Source organism: Archangium gephyra (assembly GCF_049060025.1).
Lineage (GTDB): Bacteria > Myxococcota > Myxococcia > Myxococcales > Myxococcaceae > Archangium > Archangium gephyra_A.
The window spans coordinates 6,550,245-6,570,970 of the sequence record NZ_JBMEQQ010000002.1 but is presented as its reverse complement, the minus strand read 5'-3'; the positions used below and the strand labels follow the sequence as shown (position 1 = coordinate 6,570,970).

Annotated in this window: 17 protein-coding genes and 1 pseudogene; 7 read left to right on the top strand and 11 right to left on the bottom strand. The window is 70.7% G+C overall.

Features of this window, described 5'->3' with window-relative positions; translation table 11 throughout:
- Window positions 1-34 precede the first annotated feature (34 nt).
- On the top strand, window positions 35-1,624 hold the full coding sequence (locus ACN28I_RS28475; RefSeq protein ID WP_420945067.1) for a methyl-accepting chemotaxis protein: 1,590 nt from the start codon (window positions 35-37) through the stop codon (window positions 1,622-1,624).
- Between the two features lie 198 nt (window positions 1,625-1,822).
- On the top strand, window positions 1,823-2,182 hold the full coding sequence (locus ACN28I_RS28470; protein WP_420945066.1) for a DUF1428 domain-containing protein: 360 nt from the start codon (window positions 1,823-1,825) through the stop codon (window positions 2,180-2,182).
- A gap of 1 nt (window position 2,183) precedes the next feature.
- On the opposite strand, the gene ACN28I_RS28465 is transcribed toward ACN28I_RS28470, so the two are convergent.
- The 6 genes from ACN28I_RS28465 to ACN28I_RS28440 form a co-directional block, all read right to left on the bottom strand.
- Window positions 2,184-3,071: a sulfite exporter TauE/SafE family protein gene (locus tag ACN28I_RS28465; RefSeq protein ID WP_420945065.1), complete on the bottom strand. Its 888-nt coding sequence runs from the start codon at window positions 3,069-3,071 to the stop codon at window positions 2,184-2,186.
- Entirely contained in the window at window positions 3,068-3,529 is a 462-nt protein-coding gene (locus ACN28I_RS28460; RefSeq protein ID WP_420945064.1) for a rhodanese-like domain-containing protein, read from the bottom strand. Before ACN28I_RS28460 ends, ACN28I_RS28465 begins: the two co-directional genes overlap by 4 nt.
- On the bottom strand, window positions 3,483-3,689 hold the full coding sequence (locus tag ACN28I_RS28455) for a hypothetical protein (RefSeq protein ID WP_420945063.1): 207 nt from the start codon (window positions 3,687-3,689) through the stop codon (window positions 3,483-3,485). The genes ACN28I_RS28460 and ACN28I_RS28455 overlap by 47 nt, the downstream gene beginning before the upstream one ends.
- 18 nt (window positions 3,690-3,707) lie before the next feature.
- Window positions 3,708-4,403 (bottom strand): MBL fold metallo-hydrolase, encoded by a 696-nt coding sequence (locus tag ACN28I_RS28450; RefSeq protein WP_420948733.1) that lies wholly within the window; start codon window positions 4,401-4,403, stop codon window positions 3,708-3,710.
- Window positions 4,404-4,555: 152 nt separating this feature from the next.
- Window positions 4,556-5,890 (bottom strand): sigma-54 interaction domain-containing protein, encoded by a 1,335-nt coding sequence (locus tag ACN28I_RS28445; RefSeq protein WP_420945062.1) that lies wholly within the window; start codon window positions 5,888-5,890, stop codon window positions 4,556-4,558.
- 87 nt (window positions 5,891-5,977) lie between these two features.
- Window positions 5,978-7,288 (bottom strand): FAD-dependent oxidoreductase, encoded by a 1,311-nt coding sequence (locus ACN28I_RS28440; RefSeq protein WP_420945061.1) that lies wholly within the window; start codon window positions 7,286-7,288, stop codon window positions 5,978-5,980.
- A 285-nt stretch (window positions 7,289-7,573) separates the two neighbouring features.
- Between ACN28I_RS28440 and ACN28I_RS28435 the strand changes: the two genes are divergently transcribed.
- Together ACN28I_RS28435 and ACN28I_RS28430 are read left to right on the top strand one after the other, a co-directional pair.
- Window positions 7,574-9,934, top strand: coding sequence for an ATP-binding protein (locus ACN28I_RS28435; protein WP_420945060.1), 2,361 nt, complete (start codon window positions 7,574-7,576; stop codon window positions 9,932-9,934).
- Between the two features lie 143 nt (window positions 9,935-10,077).
- Window positions 10,078-10,461: pseudogene (locus ACN28I_RS28430) on the top strand (glutathione S-transferase family protein); the annotation flags it as partial.
- On the opposite strand, the gene ACN28I_RS28425 reads toward ACN28I_RS28430, so the two are convergent.
- Entirely contained in the window at window positions 10,425-10,595 is a 171-nt protein-coding gene (locus ACN28I_RS28425) for a hypothetical protein (protein ID WP_420945059.1), read from the bottom strand. The pseudogene ACN28I_RS28430 and the gene ACN28I_RS28425 overlap by 37 nt on opposite strands.
- A gap of 99 nt (window positions 10,596-10,694) precedes the next feature.
- Here ACN28I_RS28425 and ACN28I_RS28420 point away from each other — a divergent pair, with 99 nt between their 5' ends.
- Window positions 10,695-11,069 (top strand): glutathione S-transferase C-terminal domain-containing protein, encoded by a 375-nt coding sequence (locus tag ACN28I_RS28420; protein ID WP_420945058.1) that lies wholly within the window; start codon window positions 10,695-10,697, stop codon window positions 11,067-11,069.
- Window positions 11,070-11,324: 255 nt separating this feature from the next.
- The gene (locus tag ACN28I_RS28415) at window positions 11,325-11,972 is read left to right on the top strand and encodes a hypothetical protein (protein WP_420945057.1); all 648 of its coding nucleotides are present in this window, start codon (window positions 11,325-11,327) and stop codon (window positions 11,970-11,972) included.
- A gap of 7 nt (window positions 11,973-11,979) precedes the next feature.
- Here ACN28I_RS28415 and ACN28I_RS28410 read toward each other — a convergent pair whose 3' ends face one another.
- Together ACN28I_RS28410 and ACN28I_RS28405 are read right to left on the bottom strand one after the other, a co-directional pair.
- Window positions 11,980-14,673 carry an AsmA family protein gene (locus ACN28I_RS28410; RefSeq protein WP_420945056.1) on the bottom strand — a complete coding sequence of 898 codons (2,694 nt, stop codon included), beginning with the start codon at window positions 14,671-14,673 and terminating at the stop codon, window positions 11,980-11,982.
- A 239-nt stretch (window positions 14,674-14,912) separates the two neighbouring features.
- Window positions 14,913-16,547 carry a hypothetical protein gene (locus tag ACN28I_RS28405; protein ID WP_420945055.1) on the bottom strand — a complete coding sequence of 545 codons (1,635 nt, stop codon included), beginning with the start codon at window positions 16,545-16,547 and terminating at the stop codon, window positions 14,913-14,915.
- Window positions 16,548-16,661: 114 nt separating this feature from the next.
- On the opposite strand from ACN28I_RS28405, the gene ACN28I_RS28400 reads away from it, so the two are divergent.
- A complete protein-coding gene (locus ACN28I_RS28400) occupies window positions 16,662-18,437 on the top strand; it encodes a DUF885 domain-containing protein (RefSeq protein WP_420948732.1) in 1,776 nt (591 codons plus the stop codon).
- 12 nt (window positions 18,438-18,449) lie between these two features.
- On the opposite strand, the gene ACN28I_RS28395 is transcribed toward ACN28I_RS28400, so the two are convergent.
- Together ACN28I_RS28395 and ACN28I_RS28390 are read right to left on the bottom strand one after the other, a co-directional pair.
- Window positions 18,450-18,992: a hypothetical protein gene (locus ACN28I_RS28395; protein ID WP_420945054.1), complete on the bottom strand. Its 543-nt coding sequence runs from the start codon at window positions 18,990-18,992 to the stop codon at window positions 18,450-18,452.
- Between the two features lie 125 nt (window positions 18,993-19,117).
- Window positions 19,118-20,704 (bottom strand): hypothetical protein, encoded by a 1,587-nt coding sequence (locus ACN28I_RS28390; protein ID WP_420945053.1) that lies wholly within the window; start codon window positions 20,702-20,704, stop codon window positions 19,118-19,120.
- Window positions 20,705-20,726: the final 22 nt, after the last annotated feature.

Genomic DNA, 20,726 nt, shown 5'->3' with positions numbered 1-20,726 from the left:
CCAGACGTTGCACGTCCCGGGTCGAGGGGGGGCGATGACGTTCAAACGGAAGGTCTTCCTCCTGCCGCTGGTGGCGACCGTCTTCCTGCTGGGCCTGTTGGCGCTCTCGTTGGTGGTGGGCCAGGACGCGGCGCGGCTGAGCCGGCGCATCGTGGACGGGTACACGCCGGCGCTCACCACGGCGCGGAGCCTGGAATCGCTGGCGATGTTGCTCGAGGGGGGCGTGCGCGAGGCCTGGCAGCGGCGGGACCCGGCCCGGCTGGGGGCGATGCGGGAGCAGGTGAAGGCCTTCGAGGAGGAGCTGGCGCGCGGGACGCAAAACCCGGTGATGGAGGCCTCACGGCTCCGGACGCTGGGCGAGTCCTTCGGCGGATTCTGGGCCCAGGGGCAGAGGGCGGTGGAGCTGGCGGCCCGGGAGTCGCCGGACGCGGAGGCGGCCTTCGCCCAGACGCTGGCGCGCTCGGCGACGCTGCGGCAGTTGCTGCGCGGCACGAGCGAGTGGGCCCATGCGGGGCTGGAGCGGACCTTCGACGAGATGCGCGTGCTGCAGCGTGGGCGGCAGGCGTGGACCCTCGGCCTGGGGGTGCTGTGCATGGGGGTGCTGTGGGTGCTGTCGTGGTGGCTGGTGAGGGGCGTGGTGGGGCCGCTCACACGGCTGACGGAGGTGACCACGCGCATCGCCACGGAGGGAGACCTCACGCAGCGCATCGACGTGGACTCGCGGGACGAGGTGGGTGAGCTGGCGCGGGGAATCGACGCGCTGGTGACGCGGCTGCGCACGGTGCCGGTGACACTGGAGGGGGTGGTGGGCGAGCTGACCCAGGCGGCGGAGCGGCTCACCGAGGCGAGCCAGCGGCAGTTGGCGTTCCTGAGCCACCAGTCGCGCAGCTTGTCGGAGGCGGGCTCGACGATGAGCGAGATCGCGCAGACGTCGAACCTGGCGGCGAGCCGGGCGGAGATGGTGCTGCGGGTGGCGGCGCAGGCGGACGCGTTCAGTGCGTCGGGGCGGCAATCCATCGAGAGCAGCGCGCAGGGGCTGCAGCAGTTGCGCGAGCGGGTGGAAGCGCTGATGCGCAGCGTGGCGCACCTGTCGGAGCAGGCGGCGCGGGCGGGAGAAATCATCGGGAGCGTGAGGGACCTGGCGGACCAGTCGAACGTGCTGGCGCTGAATGCCTCCATCGAAGCGGCGCGGGCGGGCGACGAGGGGCGGGGCTTCGCGGTGGTGGCGAGGGAGATGCGGGCGCTGAGCGGACAGTCGGTGCAGAGCACGCAGCGGATCGGAAAGATATTGCTGGAGATCAACCAGGCGATCCGGAGGGCGGTGTCCATCGCGGAGCAGGACAGTCAGCAGATGGAGGCGGGTATCGTGCAGGTGATGACGTCAGCGGACCGGCTGAAGGAGATCACCACGGTGGTGCAGGAGAGCAGCCAGGCGGCGAAGCAGATCGTGGCCTCGGTGACGCAGCAGAACGCGGGCATCGCGCAGATGACGAACGTGATGACGACGCTGTCGCAGATGATGGGCGACGTGGTGGAGTCGACGATGAACGCGGAGGAGGCGGTGGTGCGGATGAACGCGACGCTGGAGCGGCTGAAGCAGGTGGCTACGAGCTTCCGCGTGTAAGGCCAGAAGCCCACCGCGCCCAAGAGCGCCACCGCACCCAATCAACCCCACTGCGCCCAAGAACCCCTCGCCCTCCGGGAGAGGGACGGGGTGAGGGTGCCCGGGCCCCGGGTTGAGTCCCCGTCAAAACGCCGTGGAAAGGACTTGAGCCAAGGGCGCGCCCTGGAACAGGTTGGAGGCGTTCACAGGGGGAAACACATGAGCTACGTCGACGGCTTCATCCTGCCGCTGCCCAAGAAGAACCTGCAGGCCTACCGCCGCATCGCGCAGAAGGCGGGGAAGATCTGGAAGGAGTATGGAGCGCTCGAGTACATCGAGTGCATCGGTGACGACGTGAAGCCAGGGAAGCTCACGTCGTTCCCGCGGAGCGTCAAGCTCAAGGCGGACGAGACGGTGGTGTTCTCGTGGATCGTCTTCAAGTCGCGAGCGCATCGGGATCGCGTGAACAAGAAGGTGATGGAGGACCCGCGCCTGGCCGCCATGATGGAGGGGAAGGACAGTCCCTTCGACAGCAAGCGGATGATCTACGGCGGCTTCAAGACGCTGGTGACACGCTGAGCTACTCCGCCGTGTTCCCGCGCTGGCCCCGGAGCAACAGCGCATAGGGCAGCGCGATCGCGCTCACCACGCCCACGAGCCCGAGCCAGGGCCACGGCGTGGCGAGGAGCGGAGCAATCCCCTGCCGGACCGAGGGAGGGAGCTGCGCGGCGACCATGACGCAGGCGACGCCGAGCACGAACACGGCGAAGCCCTTGCGCAGCGAGCCCGGCGAGACGCGGTTGGAGAAGTACCCGCCGAGGAAGCTGCCGCCGACGGCGGTGCCCACCACGGCGGCGGTGAGTCCCCACGGAAGCTGGACGTGGCCCAGATGCCCGAGCAGCCCGGCGAAGCACTGGAGCGAGATGACGGCGAGCGAGGTGCCCACGGCGGCCTGGGTGGACAAGCCCACCAGCACGAGCGCGGGAACGATGAGGAAGCCCCCTCCGGCGCCGACGAGTCCCGACAGCAGCCCCACGGCGGCGCCCTGGGCGAGCACGCGCGGCACGGGCAGGAGCACCGGTGCCCCGGCGGACACACCGGGCACGGCCGGGGCCTCCTTGCGCCGCAGCATGGCCACGGCGGCGGCGATCATGACGGCGGAGAAGAGGAGCAGCAGCAGGCCCGGTGGAACCTGTCGGGCCACGCGCGCGCCCAGGAAGGCGCCCGACATGCCTCCTCCCCCGAAGACGAAGGCGGTGCGCCAGCGCACCCGGCCCGCGCGCGCATGCACCACCACGGCTGAGGCGCTGGTGATGCCCACCACCAGCAGGGACATGGCGATGGCCGTCTTCGGCTCGACACCGAGGACGTAGACGAGCAGGGGGACGGTGAGGATGGAGCCGCCGCCGCCCAGCAGCCCCAGTGACACCCCGATGAGCAGCGAGGCGGCGATGCCGAGCAGCATCATGCGGCGCTGCTCTCCTGCCGCGACACGGCGAGCATGTCCCGGCACTCGCGCAGCACGCGCTCCCAGGCGCCGGCGTCCTTCACCGCCACCTGCCCGGCGGCCTGCAGCAGCTCGAGCATGCAGAGCAGTTGGGCGTGCGTGGGAGCGCCACCGTGCGCCTGGAGCAGGCCCCTCGGCGTGGAAGCGGAGACGCCACCGCCCAGCTCCCGTATCCGCGCGAGCAGCGTGTCGAGCACGTCCGTGACCTGGAGCGCGGGGGCGGACGCGGGGCGGACGACGGGCAGCCCCGCCTCGTTCCACGCGAGCATTCCCCCGCGCAGGTTCATCACCCGGGTGAAGCCCTGGCGCACGAGCTGCGCGGCGGCCCGGCCCGAGCGGGCTCCGGAGCGGCACACCATCACCAGCGCCGCGTCACGCGGCCAGCACCCGCAGGCCACCTCCACCGTGCGCAGCGGCACGGGCTCCACGCCCGCGATGTGCCCGAGAATGCCCTCGAGGCTCGGAGGGCTCGCGCACGTCCACCAGCCGTGCCTCGTTCTTCCCCGTGGCCACGGCGCCCACGTCCACGTCCCGGTAGCCCTCCGCGTGCGGAGTGCCGTGCTCGTACAGTGCGCTCATCGTGCCTCCTCCGGAAGCTCAGCTCATCGCCTGGGCGGGCTTGCCGCAGGCACGGTTGGCGGGCACCGCGATGTCCAGCTTCTTGGGCGGGGCCAGCTTGCGGCTGTTCATGAACTCGATGAACCACTCGCGGCTCCTGCCGGCCAGCCGCGGGTTGTGGCGCTTCTCCTCGCCGATGGTGCTCATCGTCTGGCCCGTGTAGTCGTGGCCCGGGTACACCTCGGTCTCGTCCGGCAGGGTGAAGAGCTTCTGGGTGATGGCGTCGTAGAGCTGCCCGGCGTCACCGTTCTGGAAGTCCGTGCGGCCACAGGCGCGGATGAGGAGCGCGTCGCCCGTGAAGAGCTTGGCGCCCACCCGGAAGCTCACGCTGTCCTCCGTGTGGCCCGGCGTCGCGAGCACCTGGATGCGCAGGCCGCCCAGTGCGAGCTCCTCGCCCTCCTTCACCGGCCGGTCCACGCACGGCGCTCCCGCGGCGCTCGCCGCCACCCGCGCCCCCGTCAGCTCCCGCAGCCGGCCCGCTCCGGTGACGTGGTCCGCGTGGATGTGCGTCTCCAGCACCAGCGTCAGCTTCAGGTCCAACTCCTTCACCACCTGAAGGTCCCGCTCCACCTGCTCGAACACCGGATCCACGAGCGCCGCCTCGCGCGTCGTCTCGTCCCCGATGAGGTAGGTGTAGGTCCACGTCTCCTGGTCGAAGAGCTGACGGAAGATCATGCCCGGGGACATTGCGAGGGCCGTGCCAGGGCCGTGGCGCCCGGTTTTCCTCGGGGGCAGGGCAGAACACGGGCACGGATACCCTCACCCCGACCCTCTCCCGGGGGGGAGAGGGAGAGGAGGTGAAACGTTTCGTGAAACGGTTGAAACGGTCAGGGGCTCTCCGCGTCCTTCAGGCGCCGCCAGAGGGTGACCCGGCTGATGCCCAGCATCCGGGCGGCCTCCGTGCGATTGCCTCCCGCCCTCGCCAGCGCGGCCCGCAGCACCGCCGGGTCGTGAGCGTCGCCTCCCGTGGCGGACCCGGCCGGGACGTCGGGCACCGGCGGCGGACGCGGCTCGGAGAACTCGGGGGGCAGGTCGGCCTCGTGCAGCACCGGGCCCTCCCCGATGACGTAGGCGTACTCCATCACGTTGCGCAGCTCGCGCACGTTGCCCGGCCAACCATGCGACTCCAGCAGGCGCCGCGCTCCCGGCGAGAAGCGCTCCACGTGGCGGGGGCCGTTCTGTTCCAGCTCGTCGAGGAAGCGCCTCGCCAGCGGGAGGATGTCCTCGCAGCGCTCGCGCAAGGACGGCAGGAAGAGGGGCACCACCCGCAGCCGGTACATCAGGTCCGCGCGGAAGCGGCCTGCCTCCACCTCGCGCCGCAGGGGCCGGTGGGTGGCGGCGACGATGCGCACGTTCACCGGCACCGAGGCGCGTCCACCCACGGGGATGATGGAGCGCGTCTCCAGCACCCGCAGCAGCTTCCCCTGCAGCTCCAGGGGAATCTCCGCCACCTCGTCCAGGAAGAGCGTGCCCCCGTCGGCGAGGCGGAAGTGGCCCGGGCTGTCGCGCACCGCGCCGGTGAAGGCGCCGCGCACGTGGCCGAACAGCTCGCTCTCCAGGAGACTGGGAGGCAGGGCGGCGCAGTTGATGGCGCGGAACGGGCCCTTGTGCCGCGCCGAGATGGCATGCAGCGCGTTGGCCACCAGCTCCTTGCCCGTGCCCGACTCGCCCCGCACGAGCACGCTGGACTCGGTGCGCGCCACCTTCTCCACGATGCGGAACAGGCGCTTCATCCCCGGGTTGCGCGTCCACATGCCGTGGAACGTCTCCTCGGCCTCACCCCGCGTCCCCTCGGACTCCGCCTCCGCGCCGAGCAGCACCGCCCACCCGAGCCGCTTCGCTCCCTGCCCCAGCGGCACCGCCCGCACCCGCACGGGCCCGGATGCGCGTGGCCGGGCTTCCACCTGGCGTCCCTGGGACAGCAGCGCCTCGAGGCCCCGGGCACCCTCGGACACGGAGAGCACCTCCGCCAGCGGCGTGCCGGGGCGGACCGGGGCGGGGCCCAGACGTGCCTCCGCCTCGGGCGTGGCGGCCGTCACCCGCTGCTGGAGGTCGACGAGCAGCACCGCTCCCGCCAGGGCCTCCAGGGCGGGCAGCAGGAGCGGGGAGCTGGTGGTGGGCGGGGAGCGCGAGGTGGGCATGAGCGCGGACGGGTGAAACATGCTGTTTCACCCCGGTTCATACCCCTCCCGGCCGCGCGCTTCACCAACTGGTCCAACAATCGGACCAGTTGCTCACGGCCGCGCCCGTCAGGCCCTCCCGCGCAACATCAGCTTCCAGTAGAGCTGGGGCAGGCCGTACTTCTTGAGCAGCCACATGTCACGCCGCTCCTTGAGGGTGTCGATGAGCGGGATGCTGGGGGTGGGTTTGCCGTCGTAGTCGAACTCGGCGAGCAGCAGCTTGCCGTAGCCGGTGGTGAGCGGGCAGGACGCGTAGCCGTCGTAGCTCGCGGTGGGGGCCCGGCCAGCCATGACGGCGAGCAGGTTCTCCACCAGCACGGGCGCCTGCTTGCGGATGGCCGCCCCGGTGCGCGAGGTGGGCAGGTCCGAGGCATCTCCCAGCGCGAACACCTCCGGGTGGTCCGGGTGCTGCAACGTGTGCTTGTTCGCCTTCACCCAGCCCTTCGTCCCCCCCTCCTGCCAGGCCAGCGGGCTGCGCTGGATGAAGTCCGGCGCACTCTGCGGCGGACAGGCGTGGAGCATGTCGTACGGGATGACCACCTCCTCGGTGCCGCCCTCCGGCAGCGTGCGCGTGAAGACGGCCTCGTTCCTGTCGCCCCGCACCTCGGTGAGGTTGTGCTGGTAGCGGGCGTCGATGCCGTAGCGCTTCACCACCTGCTCCAGCACCGCGGCGTACTCCTTCACCCCGAAGATGGCCTTGCCGGCCGAGGCGAAGAGGACGTGCGCCCGGTCCTGGAGGCCCCGCTTCCGGAAGTGGTCCGCGGCCAGGTACATGATCTTCTGCGGCGCGCCCGCGCACTTCACCGGCGTGGCCGGGTGGGTGAAGAGGGCGGTGCCTCCCTGGAAGGCGCGGAGCATCTCCCACGTCTTGGGCGCGTAGCGCACGTCGTAGTTGCTGGAGACGTTGGGCCGCTCCGCCAGCGCCTGGCGCAGGCCCTTCACCTTGTCCCAGTCGAGCTGGATGCCGGGCGCCACCACGAGGAAGTCGTACCCGATGCGCTTGCCGCCCCGGGTGCTCACCGTCCGGGCCACCGGGTCCACCTCCTCGGCCCAGTCCTGAATCCACTTCACGCCCCGGGGGATGCAGCGGGCCTCGTCGCGCACGGTGTCCTCCACGCGCGCCTCGCCCGCGCCCACCAGCGTCCAGAGCGGCTGGTAGTAGTGGTGCGCGCTCGGCTCGAGGATGGCCACGTCCTTCTGCCCGGCGTGCGCCAGCCGCGCCGCCACGCTGATGCCGGCCGTGCCTCCTCCGATGATGACCACCCGGTGCCGCTCGGCCCCCGGAACCCGCGCCACCGGCACCATCACCGGATCCCTGCAGACCTGCTCGGTCACCCCTTCACTCATCTCGGTCTCCTCCACCCCGGACGGGCGGGACATGTCTCGTCGCTCGTGTCTCGTGAAACACCTGTCTCATTGGAGCCAGGTCTGTTCCACGGGGATTCTGCAGAGCGCGTGCCACCCGTCGGGTGCAGGGCACTCCTGGGGTCACGGGGAGAACGGACGAGCCCGTGACTGTTTCACGGTGTTTCATCCGGAGGCCGGAGCCTTTCAGCGGTGGCGCGCATCCCCGGATGGGCTCCAGGCGGGCGGGCCCCGGGTGGCGCCGGAGTGGCTCCCGGCCGCACCTTGAAGTCACGGCTCTGTTCAACGTCGGTAGAGGGAATGCGCACGTCACGGGAAATCCGAGAGGAGATCGAGGCTCGTTTCGGGTTCTTCCCCCCGTTCTTCGCGCCCGCGCTGGACAACCCCCAGGTGCTGGAGAACCTGTGGCAGCAGACGCTCCAGGCCTACGTGGAGAATCCCCTCCCCGCGCTCTTCCGGGAGAAGCTCTTCGCGTACCTGTCGCGCTACTGCGTGGTGCCCTACTGCATCGTGTGCCACTCCTGTGCGCTGCGGCCCCTGGGGATGAAGTCCTCCGAGGTGTTGGAGCTCCTGGAATCCCTCCCGCCCGCGCACGGGGCCATCGACGAGACGCTCGCCCGTCTGGAAGCCGGGGGGGACTCCCTGGGGGAATGGCCCGCGCCCGGCTCGGCGCTGGAGGAGGATCTGTTCCGCTGCTGCGTCTTCCTCTTCGTCCACCAGGCCCAGGCGGAGCGGTGCCGGGAGCGGGTGCGTCGGGTGCTCAGCCCCGGGCTCTACGGACACCTCGTCGTGTTCCTCGCCTATGTGAAGGCGTGCCAGCTCTGGGTGGAGGCCCATCCGGAGCTGTCCTACGAGGCGGACCAGCGCGCCCGGGAGCACCTGGGGGCGCTGCTCCAGGAGGAGCCCCGGCTGGGGGACTTCTTCGCGGGCTATGCCGAGCGGGTGCGCGCCGAGCGGGAGCAGCGCGAGCGGCAGGAGCGCGAGGCGGCGCAGGCGGGCCAGCGCGCCGAGGCCCTCTCCCGGACGCTGAGCCGGCAGACGGAGGCGCTGCGCGAGAGCGAGGCCCAGCTCCGGCTCGCGCTGGAGTCGGCCGCGCTCGGGACGTGGGACCTGAACCCCAGGACGGGCGAGCTGCACTGGGACACGCGGTGCAAGGCCCTCTTCGGAATGCCCGCGGAGCAGGCGGGGCCGGTGGACTACTCCTCCGCCTTCCTCGCCGCGCTCCATCCCGAGGAGCGCGGCCGGGTGGAGGCGCAGGTCCGGCGGGCATTGGCTCCTGGCGGTGACGGCGAGTACCGCGAGGAGTTCCGCGTCCGGGGGCTGCGCGATGGGGTGGTGCGGTGGATCGCCTCGCGGGGCCGCTGCTTCTTCGACGAGGAGGGCCGGCCCGCGCGCTTCATCGGCACGGTGATGGACATCACCGAGCGCCGGCGCTCCGAGGACAACCTGCGCTTCCTCGCCGAGGCCAGTGCGCTGCTGGCCACCTCGCTCGACTACGAGGACACCCTGCGGCGCGTGGCCACCCTGGCCGTGCCCGTGCTCGCCGACTGGTGCGGGGTGGACGTGGTGGATGGGCGCGGGCGGGTGCGCCGGCTCATCACCTTCCACGGCGATCCAGACAAGGTGCGGCTGAGCGAGGAGCTGCTGCGGCGCTACCCCTTCGACCCGGATGCGCCCTCCGGCTCTCCCCGGGTGCTGCGGACGGGAGAGTCGGAGCTCATCCCGGACCTCCCCGACGAGGTGCTCGTCCGCCATGCGCGGGACGCGGAGCACCTGAGGCTGATGCGCGCGCTGGGGCTGCGCTCCTACGTCGTGGTGGCGCTGCGCTCGCGCGAGCGGGTGCTCGGGGCCCTCACGCTCGCCGTGGGCGAATCCGGCCGGCGCTATGGGCAGGAGGAGCTGCGGCTGGCCGAGGACCTCGCCCGCCGGGCGGCCGTCTCGGTGGACAACGCGCTGCTCTACCGCGAGGCGCAGAAGGCCATCGGGCTGCGCGATGGCTTCCTCCAGGTGGCCGCGCACGAGCTGCGCACGCCCGTCACCGCGTTGAAGCTCAACGTCCAGGCGCTGGTGGGCTGCACGCGCCGGGAGGAGGCCTGGAGCGAGCGGACCGTGTCCCGGCTCAAGGGCCTGGAGCGCGGGGCGAGCCGCCTGGGCGTGCTGGTGGACGAGCTGCTGGATGTGTCGCGCATCACCTCGGGACGGCTGGTGCTGCACCCGGAGGAGCTGGACCTGGCCGAGCTGGTGCGGGAGGTGGCCGGGCAGCTCCGTCCCGAGGCCGAGCGGGCGGGCTGTGCCCTGAGCGTCCGGGTGCCCGGGCCGGTGGTGTCCCGGTGGGACCGGCTGCGGCTGGAGCAGGTGTTGAGCAACCTGCTCTCCAATGCCCTCAAGTATGGCGCGGGCCATCCCGTGGAGGTGGCGCTGAGCACCTCGGGGGAGCGCGTCCACCTGCGGGTGCGTGACGAGGGCATCGGCATCGAGCCCGAGGTGCAGGAGCGCATCTTCGAGCGCTTCGAGCGCGCGGTGAGCGACCGGAACTACGGCGGCCTGGGGATGGGGCTGTGGATTACCCGGGAGATCGTCACCGCCATGGGGGGCACCATCCACGTGGAGAGCGCGCCGCGGCGGGGCGCCACCTTCACGGTGGACTTGCCCCGGGGTTGAAGGGCTCCAGGCGGCCCGGGCCCCCGCCTCTCCGCCTGCCCATCTTGCGCGCGGGCTCGCTCCAGTCCCGCCGCATGCCGGGGTGATTGCCCGTGTGACGCAACGTGCCAACCGTTTCCAGGCAACGGAGGTGAACCGTGGGAATGTTGGTGGACGGAGAGTGGCGTACGGACTGGTACGCCCCGGACGAGGCCGGACGCTTCGTGCGTCCGCGAACGCGCTTCCATGACCGGGTGTGCGCGAGCGGGGAAGGGCGCTTCCCGGCGGAGGCGGGCCGCTACCATCTCTATGTCTCCTATGCCTGCCCGTGGGCGAGCCGCGCGCTCCTCATCCGCAAGCTCAAGGGGCTGGAGTCGGCGGTGGGGCTCACCGTGGTGGATCCCCGCATGGGGCGCAACGGCTGGGGCTTCGGGGGCTACCCCCGCTCGGGCCCGGACACGCTCAATGGCTCGCGCTACCTGAGCGAGCTCTACCTGAAGGCGGATCCGCACTACTCGGGGCGGGTGACGGTGCCGGTGCTGTGGGACGCGCACGAGCGCACCATCGTCAACAACGAGTCGCGCGAGCTGCTGCGCATGCTGGACACCGAGTTCGACGCCTTCGCCGAGCACCCGGTGACGCTGTGGCCCGAGGCGCTGCGCGAGCAGGTGGATGAAACCATCGACGCGCTCTACGAGCCGGTGAACAACGGCGTGTACAAGGCGGGCTTCGCCAACAGCCAGGGCGCCTACGAGCTGGCGGTGCGCAGCTCTTCACCGCGTTGCAGCACTGGGAGCAGGTGCTGGACCGGCAGCGCTACCTGTGCGGCGACGTGCTCACCGAGGCGGACCTCTGTTTCTACACGACGCTGGTGCGCTTCGACCTCGTCTACTACTCGCACTTCAAGTGCAACCTGGCGCGGCTGCAGGACTTCCCCAACCTGTGGAACTACCTGCTGGACCTGTACCAGACGCCCGGCTTCGCGGAGACGACGAACGTCGAGCACATCAAGGTGCACTATTACTGGAGCCAGGACGCCATCAACCCCTCGCGCATCGTGCCGATGGGGCCGCAGGTGGACCTGCTCACGCCGCACAACCGGGACCGGCTGGGCCCGCGCATGCTGGCCCCCGCGCCGGGAGTCACGCGTCACTGAGAGGGGCGGGCGCGTTTCCTCTCTTCTTCTCGCGCCGTGGGAATCGGGCGGCCGGTGGCGGGAGCACTGTTGCTCCTGCGACGCTGATCGCCCGCGCCGTCCGGGAATGGCCCTGGGGGGGGATTGCCGGGATTGCGGAGGTTGCCGATATACCTCTGGCCTGAAAGGGAGGCCGGGTGGGTAGGGCCCCGGGGAATGACGAGGGCAGGGGCCTCTCGCCGGTTCCGGATACGCGCCCCGTCTGGGAGTCACATCATGGCCCGGCAGCGAAGCAGACGCTCTCCCCGTACGGATACGCGTGTCTCCGGTCTGTTCATCCAACTGCTCACCACGGAGTGGACGAAGGACTCACGGGGAGGCGCGGGCGCGCGGGTGCGCGATGCCACGCCCCTGGCGCTCGAGCTGCCGGAGGCGTTGAGCGGAGTCTGGCGCGAGGGCGCCTTCCCGCTGCACCACGTCTACTTCTCCGAGCAGCGGCGCTTCCTGGCGCGGGAATGGACGGAGGTGCGCCGGGGCAGGCCCTTCGTCGAGCTGGAGGCCTTCCGCGTGGAGCGCTCGGAGGCGGGCGTCCGGGTGCTGCTCGACTACGGGAAGATGGGGATGCCGGGACGGCTCGAGTGGAGCGGCCTGTCGCGGGGCGAGCGCCACGAGGAGCTGTTCCGCCTGACTCCCGGCGAGTGGGCGCGCGGCGTGTACAACGAGCGCATCCAGTATTGGGAGACGGGGCACTGGGGCTACTGCAAGCACGTGCTGAACGTGGGCCTGCTGTGCGACGCGGGACGGGAGGCCTTCGTGCGCACCGCGCCGGAGACGGAGGTCCGCCGGGAGTTCCTGCTGCGCCAGTGTGGGCCCGCGGCTCCGGAGTCGCGGAGCACCCGGCTGCCCGCCGTGGCGCAGCAGTGAGGCGCGGCTAACGTCCGAAGAGGCCGCGGACGCGCTTCTTCGCTTCCTCCTCGGCCTTCTTGCGCGCGGCATCCGCTTCCTGCCGCGCCTTCTCCTCCAGCTCCTTCTGACGCTTCTCCGCCTCGGCCCGCGCCGCTTCCTTCGCCGCGTCCGTGCCGCCGGTGATGATCTTCCCCACCTGCTTGCCCTTCTCACCCAGCAGCTCCGTCGCCGCGCTCGCCACCGCCATCTTCCCGATGGCCACCGCCGCCGGCTTCACGTCCAGCCCCGTCACCTCCGGGCTCCACGCCTTGCCCGTCAGCTTCAGCGCCACCGGCACCGGCTCCGTCGGCTTCGCCCGGCCCAGCGTCATCCGCTCGATGAGCGGCGGCCCCAGGTTCACCGTCCCCGCCAGGTCCAGCGTCCCGTCCAGCCGGATGCCTCCGTCGAAGCTCATCGCCGCGTCCGGCCTCGTCCAGGTGATCGGCTTGGAGAGCTGCGCCACGCCGTTCTTGATGGTCACCCCGAACGGGAGCTGCTCCGCCAGCTCCGTCACCCCATCGCCGTCCAGCACCTTGCCCGTGAAGGGCAGCGCCTTCACCAGCGGCCCGGACACCGCCGCCGGAATGTCCATGCCCGAGAACGCCCCGCCCAGCAGGTTGCCGTCGATGGCTCCGGCCAGCCGCTCCTGCAGGCTCGCCATCTCGTAACCCACGCCCGACAGGTTCATCTGCCCGTCGAACGTCCCCTCCAGCACCTTGCGCGGCACCCGCGTGGACAGCGCCTGCGCCACGTTCATCCCCTTCACCTCCGCCTTCAGCTCGAAGGGCCGCTGCGCCGCCTCGGGCCCCAGCCGCACCGTGCTCCCATTCGCCGACACCGTGCCCCCGTAGATGCCTGTGGTGAAGCGCTCCACCGTGATGAGGTCGTCCACCATCTTCAGGTCGGCCACCATGTTGGACAGGTCCATCTCGTTCATCCGCAGCGCGCCAATCTTGAACGACATGTCGCCGCGCATGCCGTTGAAGCGCTTGGGATCATCCGGCCCCTCCTCCGGCAGCGGTCCGCCCACCGTGGCGGCGATCTCCTCGTCCGTCATCAGCAGCTCGTCCGCGTCGAGCCGCGGGCTCTCGAGCGCCAGGGCGAACGTCGTCGTCTCCTTCGCCCCCGTGCCCGCCTGCGAGAACGACGCCTTGCCCGCCATCGTGTACTCGAGCAGGGCGATGCCCAGCCGGCTCAGGTCCACCTTCATCGGCTGCTTGCCGCTCTCGGGCTGGTACGTGCCCGCCGCGTCCACCGTGAAGGTCTGCCCGGGCCGCTTGTCCAGCAGCAGCCCCGGCCGCATGTCCACGCCCGTCAGGTCCGTCTTCGCGTCGAAGCGCAGCGCGCCTCCGCTGGCCGCCGCCCCGGTGAGCCGCGCCGTCAGCCGCATGGGCGCGCCCGCCTCCTTGGAGAGCTGCTCGGGAATGCGCAGCCGCACCGGCGTCAGGTCCACCTCCGCCGTCAGCGCCTGCGACTCCTGCGTGCCGCCCCCGCGCACCACGAGGCCGATGGGGCCCGCCACCTGGTTGGCGAGCTGCTTGCGCAGCGGCGGGTAGTACCCGGCCAGCACCGCCGGATCCAGGTTCTGCCCCACCAGCTCGAAGTCCTGCACCGTGGGCGTCTCGCTGAGCATCCCCTTCACCTGGCCCTTGCCGGTGATGCGCGCCGGGCCGAGCTCCATCCGCAGCGTCTGGAGGGAGAGGTCCCCCTTGTCCATGTCGCCCGTCACGTCGGTGTCCACCACCACGTCGAGCGCCTTGCCACCCTCGGCTCCGGCGAAGCGCAGGCCCTGCGCGCGCAGGCCGCCCTTGAGGTGGGTGGGCCCGGTGCCGCCGGGCACCGCCGCGCCCAGCTCCGCCGTCCAGTCCGCCTGGAGCGTGCCCGCCTGCAGCCCCAGCTCCGGGCCGAGGAAGGGGCCCAGCGGCGCCAGGTCGATGGGCTCGCTCTTGAGCACCACGCGCTCGGGCACGGGGATGAGCGAGGCCGGCAGCGGCGTCGTGTGCAGCGTGAGGTGGAAGTTCTGCTTCTCCGCCAGCACCGCGGCGTGCAGCACCACGTCCAGCGGCTTGCCCGCGCGCAGGTCCTTCACCTCCACGTCGAGATCGGAGATGGCCAGCTCGCGTGCCTGCGCCGCGCTCCGGTCGATGAAGCGGATGGTGGCGTCCGTCAGCGCCGCCCGGTCCACGCGCACCCTCGACAGGTCCGTGGGCTGCTCCTCGGCGGGCGGCGGCTCCTCCTTGGGCTGCTGCTGGGCGAGCTTCTCCTGCAGCCGCGAGACGTTGGTGGTGCCGTCCGGCAGCCGGACGATGTTGACGGTGAGCCCGGACACCTCGGCGTTCTTCACCTGGATGTCCTGGCCGCGCGAGGTGAGGGCGGGCCAGAGCGCCACCGCCACGTCGAGCTCCTTCAGCTCCACCAGGGGCACCTGCTCGCCCTCGGCGGCGCCCACCACCACGTTCTCCACCTCGACGCCCACGTGGGGGACGAGCTGGGTGGAGATGTCACCAATCTCCACGGGCCGGCCCAGCGTCCGGGAGAGCGTCGCGGCCTCGGTGCGGGCGCGCTCGAGCAGGATGGCGTCGAGCCGCCACAGGGCCACCGCCACCACCACCACCAGGAACAGGACGATGCCGCCCACCACATAGGGCCAGCGCTTCTTCTTCGGCTGCTGCTCGGACATCTCTCGGTACCTCCACCAGCCAGGGGCCTCGGGGGTTGCAAGGAGCCAGGGCTGTCAGGCAGGCGAACCCTTAACCCAGGAGGACTTCTCCCGCACGTTCCTCGTGCACGGGGGCCCGGGACTGATTGTTGAAGATGGCATTCATGGGCTTGGACGGGAGCCGCTCGCGAATATGCACCCGGCCCCGCGGGGCATGTCCGCCCGGCCGCTCCCCGGGCCCGTCTCCCCGGGCCCGGGGCTCAGCGCGAGCGCACGGCCGGGGTCCACTGGAGGGGGCCTCGGGGCACGCTCCGTCCCGCCGCGCCGCCGGGGTCGAGCACCACGCGCCCCTGCGTGTCGAGGGCCTGCACCTCTCCCTTCACCGGACCGGCGAGCCGCCCGGTGCTCATGTCCACCAGCAGGCCCTCGGAGTAGACGAGGCTCCCCGCGCTCGCGAACCCGTACCCGGTCTGCTCACCGAGCTTGCGCTGCTCTCCCGTCCGGGTGTCCACCCACCAGAGGCGGCGGAACTGGTGGTCGCGTCCGGCGTACCGCACCACCAGGGCGCGAGTCCCCTCGGTGTATTGCACCTCTCCTTGCACCGGGTGCACGGTGCGCGTCTCCAGGTCCACCACGCTCTGGGGGGTGGAGGACGCGCCGCCCTTGGTGGAGGCGGGGGTGACCGGGAACAACCGGGGCGGGCCGCCGGAGGGAGGGGGCCGCCCGGTGTACCCGACGGACAGCCCGAGCGGCTGGTGGACCCGGGCGCCGTGCAGCTCGAGCGCGTTGTCCCGCTCCTTGCAGGCCACCAGGACCTGCTCCCGCGCGGCATCCACGTGGAGGACGTTGGCACGGCAGCTCGCGGGCACCCACTCGGTGCGCTGGCCCGAGGCCTCTTCGACGAACACCTCGCCCTGCGGGCTCAGACGCAGCAAGGCGTCTCCCAGCGTCTGGAGGACGCCTTCGCTCGGGACGAGCCCGCCTCCGTCCACGCGGCGCAGCAGCCAGGTGGGCGTGTCTCCCTCCTGGCCATAGTGGCCGTACGACATGATGGGGCCCCGGCAGTACCTGGAGGAGAGCGAGGTCCTCGCCCGAGGCCAGGTGAGCTGTCCATCCTCATTGGTGTCCTGGGTGATGACGCCGAACATCACCCACCGGCCGTCCGAGTCGAGCCTGGCGTGGCCCAGCACGCCGGGGCCATGCGGCACCTCGCGCCGGCTGCCGTCCCGCAGGTCGAGGAGGAAGGCCGTGGGCCGCTTCTCGGGCCCGCTCAGGGACACCAGGAGCAGGTGCCGGCCATCGCGGGAGAAGGACACGGGCAGCGGCGCGCTGGGCGCGGTGCTCTCGGGGATGGCACCAGGAGGGGCCAGCTCGGTGTCGGTGCGCGTATAGGTGTCGAGCAGCCGGAGCGAGCCGGCGCGGACCAACACGAGGTAGCGGCCGGCCGGGTCGGCGGTGAGGAAGTCGTCGAGATGCTCGCCCTCGCCGGGTTCGAGGAAGAGGTAGGGGACGAGCGCATCCCCATACGTGTCCCCGTGACGGCCGAAGCGGACCTCCACGGCCCCGTCCCTGTTGGTGTCCTCGCGCGCCTGGCAGGCGATGACCCAGCGCCCGTCCTCGGCGGACCGCTGGAAGAGGATGGGGTGTCGCGTGCCGATGGGGCCTGCCTTCTGCTGCAAGCCGGTGGGGGGCGCCACCGTGAACTCCGGAGCCGGAGGCAGAGCGGCCACGGGCGCGCTGGGGGGCTCGGGAGCCGGAGCAGGTGGGGCCACGGGCGTGCTCGGGGGCTCGGGGGCCGGAGCGGGAGCGGCGACCGGCGCGCTGGTGGGCTCGGGCGGGGGCGGGACTCTCCGCGCCGCACAGGCGGGCAGGAGGAGGGCGGAGGCGAGCAGCACGCGGAGTTTCATGACGGGTGAGGCTGGGCGAGGAGGCACCGGGTGCGCAAGCGGTACGGAGTCCACTCCGAGCGCCTTCCCCGCCGTGCCCGGGGGATGGAGACTGCGGACGTGATGCTTCGAACGATCCTCTGCTGTGCCGCCCTGCTCCTGGTGCCCGCGTGTGCTCCGCGCACGGGCTCGGGGCCGGCGGCCTCCGCGTCCGCCATGGCTTCCACTCCCGCCGATGCCGAATACGCCCGCTTCGCCCGCGAGTACCTCGACTGGTACTACGCCGCGCACCCGGTGCGCTCGACGAGCCTGGGCCTGCACCAGTACGACGCGCGGGTGCAGGACCTGTCCGCCGAGGCCATCCAGCGCCAGGTGAAGGCGTTGCACGGGTGGCTCGCGCGGCTGGAGCGGCTGGACCGGGCGTCGCTCACCGGGGACGCGGTGTTCGACGTGCGCATCCTGGAGAACGCCATCCGCGCGGAGCTGCTGGAGCTGGAGGAGGAGCGCGGCTGGCAGCGCAACCCGATGCTCTACAACAGCGTGGTGGCCAGTGGCCTCTCGTCGCTGTCGCAGCGGGAGTTCGCTCCGGTGGAGGAGCGGGTGCGGAGCCTGATGGCGCGGATGGAGCGGATTCCCGCGGTGGTGGCCGCGGCGAAGGCCAACCTGCGCGATGTGCCGAAGCCGTGGGCCGAGCAGGGCCTGCGCGACACGCGCGGCACGGTGGGCTTCCTGCGCTCGGATTTGCCGAAGGCGCTGGAGGCCCAGGGGCTGGCGCGGGTGGAGGCGGGGCTGCGTGAGGAGTTCTCGGCGGCGCTGGCTCGGGCGGTGACGGAGGTGGAAGGCTTCGCGCGGTGGCAGGAGCAGGAGTTGTTGCCGAAGGCGAATGGAGACTTCCGGCTGGGGAAGGGGCTCTTCGAGAAGAAGCTCGCGCTGGAGGAGCACGTGGCGCTGATGGCCGAGCAGTTGCGCGACATCAACGAGCGGGCCATCCGGAGGTACCAGGAGTGGGTGGCGAAGGAGGCGGCGCGGGTGGACGCGGCGAAGTCACCGGTGGAGGTGATGGACGCGCTGGTGCACGACCACCCGACGGCCGAGGAGCTGATTCCGACGGCGCGCAAGCAGTTGGAGGAGTGCCAGCGGTTCGTGGTGGAGAAGGGGCTGTTGACGCTGCCCTCGGAGCGGCTGCCGACAGTGCGCGAGACGCCGCCGTACGCGCGGATGGGCTTCGCGTCGATGGACACGCCGGGGCCGTTCGAGACGCGGGCGACGGAGGCCTTCTACAACATCACCAACGTCGAGCCGGAGTGGACGGAGGAGCAGAAGGCGCAGCACCTGACGTACTTCAACCGCGCGGGGCTCTTGGGCATCACGGTGCACGAGGGGATGCCGGGACACTTCGTGCAGTTGCTGTACGAGGCCCGGATTCCGACGGAGGTGCGCAAGGTGTTCACGCCCGCGTCGCTGGTGGAGGGCTGGGCGCACTACGTGGAGCAGATGATGGTGGACGAGGGCTTGGGCGGGGGAGACCCGGCGGTGCGGCTGGGGCAGTTGCGGCGGGCGTTGCAAAGGCATGCGCGGTGGCACGCGGGCCTGTCGATGCACGCCTTCGGTGAGTCGGTGGAGGGAGCGGCGAAGCGCTACGCGGAGATTGCGTACTTCGAGCCCTTCCCGGCCCTGCGCGAGGTGCAGCGGGGCACGTTCAATCCCACGTACCTCTATTACGCGCTGGGGCGGATGCAGATCCTGAAGCTGCGCGAGGACTACCAGCGCTACCTGGAGGCGCGGGGACAGACGTTCTCGCTGCGAGACTTCCACGACCGGTTCCTGCAACTCGGGCTGCCGGTGTCACTGGCGCGGCAGGCGTTGATGCCGGGGGACACGGGCCCGTCGCTGGAGTGAGGGGCATCTGCCTCAAGCGGACTTCACCCGGGCGAGCCAATCCTGGAACTCGTCGCCCAGGTTCATGATGAAGTCGAAGCGGCCGGTGACGATCATCTCGACCAGCCGCCGGTCGCGGGCGAAGAGCTCGGGCACGCTCCCGGGAAATTGGATGCCTCGCATGCCATCGAACAGGTAGCCCTGGTCCACCATGAGCATGTCGATGTAGTGGGAGAGCGCATCGAAGAAGCGATCTACGTTCGAGGCGATGGGCAGGACGTACCTGTCCATGTAGGCATCGATGTAGATGACGGGCTGGCGGCCCTGCTCGTCGGCCAGCTCTGGCACAACGGCATAGTAGTAGGCGAGCCCGGGGACGCCCCCGAAGATGACAGAGGAGTGCCAGGGCTCCTCCGGGCGTCGAAATCCCTCGGTATCAAGGACGATTCCGTTGAGTTGATCATTGACCGGGTTGAGGAAGAACTCTCCGTTGAAATCGTCCAGAAACCCGAAATCAGCCCCGCCAAGGCGTCTGTAGACGGCCGCGAGCACGGGATCGAAGGGATGGCCCGCCACGAGTTCTCCAGCCGAGGGGGGAGCGCGCCCCGGCGGAAGGATTTTCAAGGGCAGCCCATGCTTCCGGTATACCTCCATCAGCCTGTCGAGACCCGGCAGTGGAATATCTGCATTCATGGCGATGCTCATTGCAGGAGGAGGTCTACGATAACCTTCACTTCGGCGAGTGCATCCGCCTCGGCCCTGGCGAGCGCGGACGCGGAGCGCCCCGCCTCATAATGTTGGTTGAACCAGCGTCCAAAGTGCCGGTGGACGATGGCCGCCACTTTCCGCACGTCTTCCGCGGTTGCCTTGCCTTTCGCCTGCCGGAACGCCGTCCAGACCTTGTTGATTCTCTCATGTATGAGCTTGTGCACGCCCCACAGGTTCTCCCGGGCGTTGATGTTCAACCGCGCGAAGAGATGAGCGTACTCCAGGGGGATGTGGTGATGTACGGGGTAGCGCTTCCCCCACTCATCCAGCAGGAGCTTTGCCAGGTCGGGATGGAACTTCCCGTAGAAGTCGTTGTGAGCGAGCTTCCTGAGTTCCCCGCTTGCATAGCTGTCCAGCCTGGTATCGAGAAGCTGCTCGAAGCGGGCCATGAGCTTGCGCAACTGCTCCTTCTCCACGGCGGACAGTCCCTGGGTCTGGGCCTTCGTCCACAAGCGATGGAACTGTTCCCGCTCGGCCGGACGTACCCGGGCGAGGAAGGAGCGGAACCATGCGACTGTCTCCGCACCCCCACGAGCCAGGATGGGCGCCAGCCGGGGTGCCACCGCTTCGAAGAGTGCAAGGCCGCCGCGTAACGCGAGGCTGCTGATGAACCAGGTAGCGAGGAACTCGGTGCTGGTGACTCCCGCTTGCAGGAAGGCGTCCTGGGTCTCTTCCCTCCACTGGCGGAGGATGCGCTCGTAGAGCGCGTAGTGCTCGGCGACGAGGTCGGGCGGGGCTTCCGAGTCCAGGCGCAGCGTCCCGGCTTCCATGACTCGCCAGCGCGCTGACTGCTCCGTCCGGTGGTGCTCCGCCACCAGCGTCAACCGGACCGTGCGCGGCCCGATCGCATGGGTGAACGGCAGGAGCGCCTGAGCGAGTTGCGCCACCAGTTCCGGCGAGGGTTCTCGGACAGGTGGGCCGCCATGGGACTCGTAGCGTGCGGTCGTCGCGCCAAGGACCCGATCATCATCCAACTGGACATCCACCCACGCCGTGACGCTGCCCCCAGCGGGGACCCGCAGCCCCCTGGACAACCGGGTGGCCAGGGCATGCGCCTGGGCGAGGGTGTTGGCTGTCACGCCCGTGCGCCGCACGGGCAACGTCCTGGCCTCCAGGGGCCTGGCGTTCTCCGCGGTGGTGAGGGAGCGCAGGCTCCATCCGCGCTGCTCCCGGTGCAAGGTGAGGACAATTTCTCCGGTGCGCGCCTTCACATAAATGGGGAGGTGCGCTTCAAGACCCGGGTCGAACGCAGCCCTCTTCCTCGCGGCGCCCGCCTCCACGGCACCACGCTTCCAGGACAGCAGTGTCAGCACGCCATTCTGTGCCCAGAAGCGGAAGACCAGCTCTGCGCCGGCTTCCTCTACGTGGCTGGCCACTCCACGCATGCCCGATAAGGCCGCCGTGGCTTCAGCCCGGCGCGCTTCTTCGTCCGTCTCCTCGTCGCGCGTCTCCCAAGGTGGGGGGAGATCCCTCCCAAATTGCTCCGCTGGAAGATCCTCTTCGGGCTCGATGTCATCCATCGCTCCCGTCGTCGCGCAGGCC

Excerpts from the sequence above, each read along its gene's own strand:
- ACN28I_RS28475 (WP_420945067.1), top strand. The coding sequence starts at position 35 with ATGACGTTCAAACGGAAGGTCTTCCTCCTGCCGCTGGTGGCGACCGTC.
- ACN28I_RS28470 (WP_420945066.1), top strand. The coding sequence starts at position 1,823 with ATGAGCTACGTCGACGGCTTCATCCTGCCGCTGCCCAAGAAGAACCTG.
- ACN28I_RS28465 (WP_420945065.1), bottom strand. The coding sequence starts at position 3,071 with ATGATGCTGCTCGGCATCGCCGCCTCGCTGCTCATCGGGGTGTCACTG.
- ACN28I_RS28455 (WP_420945063.1), bottom strand. The coding sequence starts at position 3,689 with ATGAGCGCACTGTACGAGCACGGCACTCCGCACGCGGAGGGCTACCGG.
- ACN28I_RS28450 (WP_420948733.1), bottom strand. The coding sequence starts at position 4,403 with ATGATCTTCCGTCAGCTCTTCGACCAGGAGACGTGGACCTACACCTAC.
- ACN28I_RS28445 (WP_420945062.1), bottom strand. The coding sequence starts at position 5,890 with ATGTTTCACCCGTCCGCGCTCATGCCCACCTCGCGCTCCCCGCCCACC.
- ACN28I_RS28440 (WP_420945061.1), bottom strand. The coding sequence starts at position 7,288 with ATGTCCCGCCCGTCCGGGGTGGAGGAGACCGAGATGAGTGAAGGGGTG.
- ACN28I_RS28435 (WP_420945060.1), top strand. The coding sequence starts at position 7,574 with ATGCGCACGTCACGGGAAATCCGAGAGGAGATCGAGGCTCGTTTCGGG.
- ACN28I_RS28425 (WP_420945059.1), bottom strand. The coding sequence starts at position 10,595 with ATGGTTTCATCCACCTGCTCGCGCAGCGCCTCGGGCCACAGCGTCACC.
- ACN28I_RS28415 (WP_420945057.1), top strand. The coding sequence starts at position 11,325 with ATGGCCCGGCAGCGAAGCAGACGCTCTCCCCGTACGGATACGCGTGTC.
- ACN28I_RS28410 (WP_420945056.1), bottom strand. The coding sequence starts at position 14,673 with ATGTCCGAGCAGCAGCCGAAGAAGAAGCGCTGGCCCTATGTGGTGGGC.
- ACN28I_RS28400 (WP_420948732.1), top strand. The coding sequence starts at position 16,662 with ATGCTTCGAACGATCCTCTGCTGTGCCGCCCTGCTCCTGGTGCCCGCG.
- ACN28I_RS28390 (WP_420945053.1), bottom strand. The coding sequence starts at position 20,704 with ATGGATGACATCGAGCCCGAAGAGGATCTTCCAGCGGAGCAATTTGGG.